The organism is Curtobacterium sp. B8 (assembly GCF_000333315.1).
Lineage (GTDB): Bacteria > Actinomycetota > Actinomycetes > Actinomycetales > Microbacteriaceae > Curtobacterium > Curtobacterium luteum.
This window is the reverse complement of record NZ_BACW01000470.1, coordinates 1-1,242: the sequence shown is the minus strand read 5'-3', so window position 1 is coordinate 1,242 and position 1,242 is coordinate 1. Positions and strand designations below refer to the sequence as shown.

Here is a 1,242-nt window from a genome sequence, read left to right as displayed (position 1 = left end):
CCGGGATCGCCGCGACGACGAGCGTGACGATCGGGAAGATCCGGCTGAACAGCCGCAGCCGCTGGTACGCCCAGTAGTACCCGAGCTGCGCGCGCCACGCGAAGACGTAGAGCGTCAGCGTGATGAGCAGGACGACGGTCGCACGGAACCACACCGCCCACGGCACCGTCGCACCCGCCCGGGTGAGCAGCACGGCGACGACGATCGCGGTGAGGCCGACGACGGTCTCGGCGACGAGCAGCCACCGGATCCACCGGAAGGACCGGACGGTGTCGGGGTGCTCGAGCATGTCCTCGCGGATGACGTAGCCGCCCTGTCGGCCACCGGCGAGACGGTCGAGCCGGAGGCGGCACCACAGCCGGTCGGCGAGGTCTGGGACGGTCACCCCACCATGGTGCCGCATCCGACGGGGCGGGCGCGCACCGTGCCTCCCGCCCGGCGGTCGTGGCAGCGGCCTGGAGGCGCGGTGCGGGTCCGCCACGTGACCTGCGTTCGTCGTGCGGCGCGGGTCCGCCACCTGGCCAGCGTTCGTCGTGCGGCGTGGGTCCGCCGTGTGCCCGCGTGCCGCGGATCGCGACCGGTCCGCCGATTCAGACCGGCAGCAGGACGGCGGTGGCGACGGTGCGGCCGTCCCGGTCCCGCAGCTCCAGGGTCGTGACCGGGTCCGGCAGCCGGTCGGCGTCGGCCGCGGTGAGGACGAACCCCACGCCGCGCACGCCCGACGTGACGGTGCCCAGCTCGACGACGGCACGGTCGTCGGCGGTGAGGACGGCTGTCGACGCCGTCCTCGGGAGTCGTGCGGTGCCGACGACGGTGATGGTCAGGGTGTCGCCGTCCGAGGCGAGGACCGCGACGTGCCCGATCCGCCGGCCGTCCGACGACCGCAGCGGCCCGGCGACGGGCGGGACGCGGCGCCACCAGGCGTCCGTCCCCGCGCGCGGGCCGGCCGAACGCTCCGCGGGCTCACCGTCCGGGGACCCGGCGTCCGCAGGCGCTCCCAGCCGGTTCGTCGGGCCGAGCCACCCGGGCGCAGGCGACGCGGTCGCCGCACTCGCTTTGCTCTCGGCGTCCGAGCCGGAGCCGCGCGTGGTCGCTCCACCGTCCGGAGCACCCCCGACGACGACGACNGCGGTGGTCGCGACGGCCGCGAGCAGCACGCCCGCTCCCCCGGCGAGGAACCACCGACCGGCGGTCATCGCTCGGCATGCTCGCGGTGCGCGGGGGCACGGGACGTGACGGTCA

The 1,242-nt window shown here is 75.9% G+C and carries 1 protein-coding gene; it reads right to left on the bottom strand.

The window, feature by feature from the left end:
- Positions 1-385, bottom strand: a 385-nt coding sequence (locus I59_RS12040; protein ID WP_022904075.1) for a hypothetical protein, incomplete at its 3' end; no start/stop codon positions are given.
- Positions 386-1,242: the final 857 nt, after the last annotated feature.